Raw genomic sequence first — 8,744 nt, 5'->3', positions numbered from 1 at the left:
CTTGCATACTTAAACACGTATTTATTGGAATGCTCATCAAAGACTCTAACAACAGGTCTATCTATAAACTTAGGATTCTCCTTTAAGAAATCCTCTCTGAAAATAAGTCTTCCGACACCTTCACCATTTGCAATTTCAGCAATATTACGAATATCTGTTTTAACAGGATAATTTTTACCTTCAACACGAGAGTTCTTATAGGTGCGAATATAGGTTCTATTCTTTGATTTACAACAATAAACTGTTGGCAGAGGAGCAATTTTACTCATAATAAAATATCTTTGTAGGTACAACTATATAATACCTACATTATAGCACTAAAAATAATATCTAACTGATTGTTATTTAAATTTTTTGTGAGATTTGATTAGAATACGTTGTACCTACTTTGCAAAGTACAGGTGAAATTGATTTACTTTTTGTAATTCTAATTTGTTAATTTATGCACGGCTGTCGCCTGAATATTTCTATAGCAACTGCCAGTACATGAGCTTTCGTGTTTATTGTTGAATCAACTCTCTGCTAAGCTTGTTTTCTGATAACGGCATAATATAGATGCCATGTTAAAAATACTCCTTTCTCATCGGAATACTTTGACTCATACTCTTCAATGAATCTGTTAAGCATTCCTCTGGTCCATGTCTTTTTTGAAAAACCGGTTACTCCTGTTTTTTTGAGCGTTTTAAGCATTTCAAGAGCATCCTTGTAATGGAACTGAATAACTTCTTCGTGAAGAGAATATGGTACATCAAGACTTTTTATAATCTCATTTATCTCAGAGTAGGAAAGATACCTAAGTCCATTGTTGGTTAACGAAGAGATTTCTCTGACATTTTCATTACCAAAACTTGTAAAGGCAAGAATTCCATCAGAATTCAATGCCTCTATAAATCTATTAAGAGCTACTTTAAGATCAGAAAGCCACTGAAAACATGCATTTGATGCAATCAGGTCATAGCTTCCCTTTAATGATATTTTTTCAATATCACCTGGGTGATAGCTAATATTCGTATAATCAGAAAAACGTTTTCTACAGGTATTCAGCATCTCCTCAGAGATATCATTGAGAGCGATACTGTGTGGAGAATACCTTTTTACTATTTCTTCTGTGAAAATTCCTGAGCCGCAGCCAATTTCAAGAACGTGCTTAAATTTATCTGCTGCTATGTATTCAAGCAGCTTCTTTCCCATATATAGCTGAACTGACGCATTATCATCGTACGTTCTGGATGCTTTTGAGAAATGTCTTTTTAATGATTCTTTTTTTACTATCATAATAGCTGGTTTTCAAATAGCTCATAGCAGTAGTGAGCACATTCAACTTCCTGAGTGTCTGTTTGGGTCTTTTTAAAAGAATTTAACTGATTTACAGGAGAGATAATCTTATCCTTAAGTCCAATGAATGCTTTGTTGTAGAAGAATCCATCAACAAGTGGATTATTTGTAAAGTCACGGATAAATATCAGTTCTGATTTGAGAGATTCTACAGATCTCTGAGGTCTGAATTTCAGATATTCTTCATACAGCTTTGCATCAAAGCACATACGGCGATAAAACTTTAAAACCGCACTCTCGCAAAGAGCATCAATGGTGGCATTCCATATCTTAAGAGGAATACCGTATTCATCACTGATACCTTCCAATGTTCCGTTGATTGCTGATGAGGTAGTAACTTTATCTAAAAGTCCGTTTTTATCCAGAATCTTTGGGGCCATCATTACCCCCATGGACCAGGATATAAGGTTCAGGTTCTTATATTCACTATATACAGAAGGGGCAAAATCCTCATTCTCATAATCATAGACCAGAGCAATGTCAGCACTATCGCTGTTCTTAAGCTGTTCAAAGATGGCCCCATCCTGACCGTAGCCAAGAAAAATCAGATTAAGCTTGTCGGTATGATTCTGTTTTACGAATAGCTGTTTCATTCTAATCCTTTGAAAATGCTTTTATCGTATCTGCAAGGAGTTCAACCTGAGTGTCGGTTAATCCCGCGTTAAGAGATATTCTTAGTCGTCCTTTACCCAGAGGAACTGTTGGATGTCTGATTGGCATTGCATAGATTCCGTGAGCTTTAAAAAATTCACTGGCCTTTAAGGTTCTATCATTATCACCGGTTATAAGAGGAATAATCTGAGATGAGGAAACATTATCAAAGCCGCATTCATTCAGAGTCTGATGAATATATGAACTGATTTTATCGAGCTTTGTACGAAGATCATTTCTTCTCTTCATATAGTTAACCATGAAAGCCTCATGGGCAAAGGTATAAGGCGATAATGCTGTAGAGAAGATCAGAGGTCGGGAATTATTGATAATGTAATCACGTGCGGTCTCGTTTGTAAGTATGCAGGCTCCTTCTGATGCCAGAGCTTTACCAAAGGTTGTAAGTATAAAATCAACCTCATCGATAAGCTTTAAGGATCCGCACAGTCCGCTACCATCTTCAGATAAAACACCAAAGCCATGGGCCTCATCTATATAAAGATAGATATTTTGATATTTGTGCTTAATATCTATAAGTCTTTTCAGATCGCATCTATCGCCATCCATACTGAAAACTGCTTCAGTAACAATAATAATGTTATCGTAGTCAGAAATGCTCTTCTGTATCAGTCGCTCCAGATGATCATAGTCATTGTGAGCATAACGAAGAAACTTTCCTTTAGAAGCTGTAAGACCGTCAATCATTGATGCATGAGCGAGTTTATCTGCAATAATCAGTGTATCCTCTGATCCAAGAATACTTAATACTCCGCTGTTGGCAGAAAAACCACTGTTAAAGAAAGTGGCTTTTTTTCCAAACAAGGTCTCCATGACCTCACAGGAGAGGGCATAACTCTCGTGAGCTCCTGTAAGCAGAGGAGAGCCTGAGGAGGAAAGTCTTAATGACTGAGATTTTGCGTATTCATGGAATTCATCAAGACATTCTTTATTTGCGGCAAGTCCCAGATAATCATTAGAGGAGAGATTCAGATAATCTTTTGAATCAATGCTAATCATTGACTGATTCTGAGATTTAGGAACAATGGTTCTGAAAACACCTTTGCTGCGGTTATTCTCAAGACTCTGCAGCATTCTTTCGTACAAATTCATAATTATAACCTTCTTTTGGTTTCAGCAATTCTAGCAAAAACAAAAGACTATGGTAAATTCTGAAGAGCCGATTACTAATATTTTATGCACCAGAAAGGAAATCTAAAAAAAATTCCCGTAAAACTTGGCTAATAACCTACTGAAATTTTTGTTGATTTTGTGTGTTGCAAAAAATGCACAATAAATAATTGTGTGTTGCGCTAAAATAAATGTTGACTATTTGCTTAGAAAGTCTTTTAATAAATAAAACGACAACGAACATTACCCCCGTTCAAGTCGATTTTTATCTCTAACCATTAAGATAAAAAACACTTCAAAAGCTTACAAAGCTCATGCTCTAGATCGCAGGTAACTCTCCTGTGAGACTATTGTCTTTATTCTTATTAAACAAATTGCTCAAATTTTTTGGTGAATCAAATGACAGGCAGTGTACTATTCTGTATTTGCTTAGCATACTTTGTTTTAGCATATTTTACATACGGAAACTTTTTAAAGAAATTATTTTCAATAGACCCAGAGAAACCTACACCTGCACATACTAATCTGGACGGTGTAGATTACGTTCCAACTAGAGCTCCTGTTCTTTTTGGACATCATTTTGCTTCAATTGCAGGCCCAGGTCCAATCGTAGGCCCTATTATGGCTGCTTATTTCGGCTGGCTCCCAGCTCTAATCTGGATTCTGGTTGGCTGCGTATTTATTGGCGCTTTCCATGATTTTGCAGCTTTGGTTATCTCTGTACGTAATAAGGGAAGATCTGTTTCCTTCGTTATGGAGAAAATGATGGGCTTTACCGGAAGACAGCTGTTCTTAGGCTTCTGTCTGCTGTGTCTGGTTCTTGTGGTTGCTATTTTCACACTTCTGATTGCTGGACTGTTTACAAAATTCCCTGAGGTGGCAACTGCATCTCTGCTGTTTATTTTCATGGCTCCACTGTTTGCCTTCACAACAATTAATTTGAACTTCAGTTTAAAGAGAGCTTCTTTAATCTTTATTCCATTAGTTTTCCTATCAGTTTACCTTGGTGAAAGCTTCCCTCTGAATGTAGAGACTGCTTTCGGTATTGCTTCTGAGAATGTTAGATCATTCTGGATCGCTGTACTTGCAATCTATATCTTTGTAGCATCTGTAATGCCTGTTCAGTGGTTACTTCAGCCTCGTGACTACATGAACTCATGGCTTCTGTATGCAATGCTTGCTTTAGGCTTTGCTTCAATTCTTGCTTACAGCCCAGAGATTAAAATGTCTTCATTTGAAGGTTTCGCTGCTGTTACCGGTGACGGCAAGATGACTGACATTGTTCCTGCACTGTTTATCTTCATTGCATGCGGTGCATGTTCAGGTTTCCATGCACTGGTTGCATCAGGAACAACCTCAAAGCAGCTGAATAAGGAAAGTGATGCGCTTCCAATCGGTTATGGCTCAATGCTTATCGAAGGTGTTCTTGGCATTATGGCTTTGGTTGCAGTTATGTCTATGGGACACACCGAGTTCGCTGAGCTAGGCAAGAACCCTCCAGCAGCATTCGCTACCGGTATATCAAACTTCTGCGGTGCTTTAGGTCTTGATACCTCTCTTGCAAAGGTATTCATCTCTCTTGCAATATCTGCATTCATGATGACTTCTCTGGATACAGCTACAAGATTAGGTCGTTTTGTATGTCAGGAGCTGTTCATGCCTAAATCAAAGGTTTCAGAAGAGAAGGTAAGCGAAACTAAGACTGCTTCTGTTGGTCTTGTAAGACGTGCCTTTATGAACAAATACGTTGCATCCTTTGCTATTGTCGCTGTATCAATCTACATGGCACTAAGCGGTGAGGCAGCTTCTCTGTGGCCAATCTTCGGTGCTTCAAATCAGCTGATGTCAGCTCTGACCTTACTGGTTATCTCTCTATGGCTGCTGTCAAAGAATGTTAACTGGCTGGTTGCCTTCGTTCCAATGGTATTCATGCTGATTATGAGTCTTTGGGGCGTAACTCAGGTTATCTCTCAGCAGTGGAATTCAAACGGTGTGCTGGTTGGTCTTGGCTTCGTACTTGTTGTAATGGCTTGTATGCTGGTTGCTTTAGGTCTGTCAGTAATCGTTCATACTGTTAAGAGCAGATTCGCTTCAAGCGCAGCTGAGGCTTAATTTTAAAGCTGGGCGGAAACTGATCCGCCTAGCTAAAAATGTGAGAATAGTCTTCTATTTTGTACTGTGAAGGCTAGAAGATAATGATATACTAACCTTATGTTAAATAAGCTTATGTATATCATTTTTTGTTTTTGTAAAGTGTAAAATAACCAATACAAAGTAGGAAAAATATACAAGAAATAATCTTAAATTTTTACTTTAAGTATTCTACATAAGCTGTACTATGCTTTTAATTGTGGAGACTGCGTTTCTTCACTGTCTCTTTCTCACGAAGCTTTTTAAAGATAGCTTTACTGAGACTGTATTTTTTTTCGAGAACAACGAGAAAACATGTCACTTGCAAATAAAAAAAATAAACTTCTGGATGAAGCTGAGCTTAAAGAGAATATTCATTTTATTGAGAATAATTTCCTAAATTTTGATTCTGCCTATGAAGTTATTACTCAGGATGAATTAAACGCTAAAGTCAGAAGATACGGTGAGATAGAGCTTTCAGAAAAAACTGAAAAGACTGATTTTGACGATTATATCTACTGGAATTATGTTGCTTTGGAGCAGAGCAATGTAAAACAGAAGGATGATATCTTCGAGAGAATTGAAAATGCTCTTGATATACTCAGTACCCGTGATCTGAAAAAATACTTTAAATCTTCCTCTGTCCTAAAGTATGCTCGTTCAAAAAAATACTACGACAGATCTCTAGAGATTATTCGTCAGTTTGCAGATGACTTCAGCAAAATCAATGAGGATAATTTTGTTTCCTCCTGTGTGCCTGTTTATATTCCTGCAGCAATAACCTTTTTTATCGATCAGCTGTTTATTGATGGCGCTCCTAACTGGCAGGATTTATCTTCCATATCCAGACTGTTCCTGATGCCTATTAAGTATTTTGAGGAACAGCTGCAGATTCAGATTGATGATTATGATGATGAGGAGAATATCCTGTATCTGGAGGCTCTTCGTACTATTTTTGAGTCCTCTTTCAATGTCTATCATCCATCTCAGATTTACGCCGAGGCTTCCTCGGTAATTAAAGGTGTTCCGGGAAATGTAGCCTATAGAATAGGTAATGCCTATATGCGAGGTAAAGATCTGCCTCTGGATAAGGCAAAGGCCAGACAGTGGTTCTCATATGGTATGGTTGTGGGTGATCCTTTCTGTACCATGGCTTTCATTGTTTATTTCCTGGATTTATCCATTGATTCGGAAATGGAATCAGAGTCTGAGCTTACAGATTTATATACTCTGCTTATAAACTCTTTTGCTCTGGTTCGCTATATCAAGACCACCAAGGAACAGCATTTTCTGAGCTTTGAGCCTGTTTGTGGAAAGGGAAGTGATCTTGAAGAGCTCTGTCTGTTTAATATTCTGGCTCTTTTAAACTCTTTAAAGTTTGACTGTGATTATGAGTCAGTTCCTTTTTCAATGCCTATGGAAATCTTCGATGATTTTCTGGATATCTTAATTGAGAATCTTCAGGAATCTCCTAAGAGTCATAGACTTAAAGCTGCGGTTGCCTTATTCCTTGAGATTACGGGTACTCTGGAGGATGATCCTGATTTGCTCAATGAAATTGCGCTGGCTCTGGATATTAGACTTAACAAGGAAACCGAGATTTCAGATTTCCTATTTGATTTCATTAAGGACGGCTTAAAAGAGAAGGATTCTTATTCTTTAAGTGCTTATGTATGTCTTTTCTGTCTTTACAAGGGGACCTTTGACAAGATCCCTAAGAAGTATCTTCATGTTCTCTCAAAGCAGGGGTATGCAAAGGCTAGCTTCCTTCTGGGAAATCTCGTATTAGAAGAGCATGAGCCGGATGAATATGCCTTAAGCTACTGGGAGCTTGCAGGAGAGCAGGGCAGTTCCTTTGCACTTTTGAATATAGCTTTAGGAGCTGTAATCAATAATGATATGGATAAAGCAGAGGCATACGCCACAAGAGCTATCAATTACGGAAATATTCTAGGCTACTATGTTCTCTACAAGGTTTATGAGTCAAGTAATTCAAAATTAGCTCATACTTACCTACGTTATGCAGCTGAATACATCTTCCCTGATGCAATTGAAGAATATAAGCATTTAAAGGCTACCGGTACCTATTGTCCGCTACCATTCATGCAGCTTATCGAGGAGATGGAAGAGCTTGCGGTGGATAATCCTCAGGCCTGTCTGATCCTCTGCGATATGTATCATTCAGGAATTTTCCTTCCTGCTAATGTGGAGAAGGCTTTTGAGTATCAGCAGAAAGCTATTTTAAACGGTTATACCTCTTTCTTTGGCTATTACCAGTCAATGTATAAGAATGCTTTCCCTCTGGATACTCCTCAGTCATCCTACTTCCCAACCTTCAGAAAGAGTCTCGACATCAGTTTTAATTTCATGATGGATGACAAGGATGATTCTGCTCATGACAATTCACCTGCAATCTATAAGATGAAGGAGATTATCAGCAAGCTTGTATCCGGCAAGACTCAACTTGAAAAAGATATAACCTACAATCTTTACCATTCAGAATTCTGGGCTAACACACCTTCCCTAAAGAAGAAACAGCTTAAGGGAATGGATATTAAACCTGACTATCAGATACTTTCTAATCTCAGAAAGCATCTTGTAAAAGGTTCTTATTCCGTTTGTTTTAATAATATATCTGAAAAGCAGATGGAGGATTCAAAGAAGGTTTATTCACTGTGCGAACGCCTGAACGAGGTTAAGACCAAGAGCAGTTCTGATTTTGATCTGGTTTCTGCTTTTATGTTTATTCGCTCCTATACCATGCCACCATCCTACAGTATCTTCAAAGAGAAGATCATGAAGGGTAAATTCTCAGGTTCGATTGTAAGCAGTCTGTTTACTGCCATGGATTTCAGTCTTCTTTCATGTGAGGACTGCAATATTGCGGTTAAGTCTAGAAGTTCAGACAATGAGCCTTTGGATTCTGATGTGTTTGTTTCAAATATTGTGCAGTAGGAGATATAAAGTTGCAGTACCTTTTAAAGGTTTCCATTGAGAATACTCCTTTGTGGCGACTAGTTGCCATAGAAGGAAAGGCTGATATCAGTCATGTTGCAAAACTGATCGCTCTTGCCTTTGACTACAAGAAATCTCAATATTGTTTTATTATTAATAATCAGAAATTCTCAGCCGGCATCGATGGCGAAACTTCTTCTCTTGAGGAGCTTAAAAGCTTTGATTCTCTGTCTCTACATACCGGGGATGTTTTTAATTTTGTTAACGAAAGCTTTGGTTCATTAAGTCATAAAGTTGAGGTTATGAAAGCAGAAGAAAAGCTTTACTGCCTGATCCCATCCTGTCTTGTAGGAGCAGGTCTGCTCCCTTCTGAGGATAACCTGACAGCAGCTTCCATTACCGCTTATTATGATAAGGATGACTGTCCAAGTCTTAATTTGAAGGATGTTACAAACAGATTAAGAGAGTACGGATCGATCCGCAAGGATCTTGAGGCAACTATGAGTCAGGTTAGTGCCATTCCGTTCAATGTAAAAGGATAACTA

7 protein-coding genes are annotated in these 8,744 nt (G+C 38.0%); 3 read left to right on the top strand and 4 right to left on the bottom strand.

Annotation, left to right across the window (positions count from 1 at the left end):
* The 4 genes from BM308_RS10350 to BM308_RS10335 all read right to left on the bottom strand — a co-directional run.
* On the bottom strand, positions 1 to 269 hold a 269-nt coding region (locus tag BM308_RS10350; RefSeq protein WP_143098605.1), incomplete at its 3' end, for a hypothetical protein.
* Between the two features lie 253 nt (positions 270 to 522).
* Entirely contained in the window at positions 523 to 1,275 is a 753-nt protein-coding gene (gene bioC, locus BM308_RS10345; protein WP_074945027.1) for a malonyl-ACP O-methyltransferase BioC, read from the bottom strand.
* Positions 1,272 to 1,928 (bottom strand): pimeloyl-ACP methyl esterase BioG family protein, encoded by a 657-nt coding sequence (locus BM308_RS10340; protein WP_074945026.1) that lies wholly within the window; start codon positions 1,926 to 1,928, stop codon positions 1,272 to 1,274. Before BM308_RS10340 ends, bioC begins: the two co-directional genes overlap by 4 nt.
* A gap of 1 nt (position 1,929) precedes the next feature.
* Complete coding sequence (locus tag BM308_RS10335; protein ID WP_074945024.1) at positions 1,930 to 3,096, bottom strand: aminotransferase class I/II-fold pyridoxal phosphate-dependent enzyme; 1,167 nt, start codon at positions 3,094 to 3,096, stop codon at positions 1,930 to 1,932.
* A gap of 417 nt (positions 3,097 to 3,513) precedes the next feature.
* Between BM308_RS10335 and BM308_RS10330 the strand changes: the two genes are divergently transcribed.
* The 3 genes from BM308_RS10330 (at position 3,514) to BM308_RS10320 (ending at position 8,741) form a co-directional block, all read left to right on the top strand.
* Positions 3,514 to 5,226 carry a carbon starvation CstA family protein gene (locus tag BM308_RS10330; protein WP_074945022.1) on the top strand — a complete coding sequence of 571 codons (1,713 nt, stop codon included), beginning with the start codon at positions 3,514 to 3,516 and terminating at the stop codon, positions 5,224 to 5,226.
* Positions 5,227 to 5,559: 333 nt separating this feature from the next.
* Complete coding sequence (locus BM308_RS10325; protein WP_074945021.1) at positions 5,560 to 8,199, top strand: tetratricopeptide repeat protein; 2,640 nt, start codon at positions 5,560 to 5,562, stop codon at positions 8,197 to 8,199.
* 11 nt (positions 8,200 to 8,210) lie between these two features.
* On the top strand, positions 8,211 to 8,741 hold the full coding sequence (locus tag BM308_RS10320; RefSeq protein ID WP_074945019.1) for a plasmid pRiA4b ORF-3 family protein: 531 nt from the start codon (positions 8,211 to 8,213) through the stop codon (positions 8,739 to 8,741).
* Positions 8,742 to 8,744 lie beyond the last annotated feature (3 nt).

Source organism: Succinivibrio dextrinosolvens (genome assembly GCF_900116345.1).
GTDB lineage: Bacteria > Pseudomonadota > Gammaproteobacteria > Enterobacterales > Succinivibrionaceae > Succinivibrio > Succinivibrio dextrinosolvens_B.
This window is presented reverse-complemented; position numbering and strand designations above follow the sequence as displayed.

Excerpts from the sequence above, each read along its gene's own strand:
- bioC (WP_074945027.1), bottom strand. The coding sequence starts at position 1,275 with ATGATAGTAAAAAAAGAATCATTAAAAAGACATTTCTCAAAAGCATCC.
- BM308_RS10340 (WP_074945026.1), bottom strand. The coding sequence starts at position 1,928 with ATGAAACAGCTATTCGTAAAACAGAATCATACCGACAAGCTTAATCTG.
- BM308_RS10335 (WP_074945024.1), bottom strand. The coding sequence starts at position 3,096 with ATGAATTTGTACGAAAGAATGCTGCAGAGTCTTGAGAATAACCGCAGC.
- BM308_RS10330 (WP_074945022.1), top strand. The coding sequence starts at position 3,514 with ATGACAGGCAGTGTACTATTCTGTATTTGCTTAGCATACTTTGTTTTA.
- BM308_RS10325 (WP_074945021.1), top strand. The coding sequence starts at position 5,560 with ATGTCACTTGCAAATAAAAAAAATAAACTTCTGGATGAAGCTGAGCTT.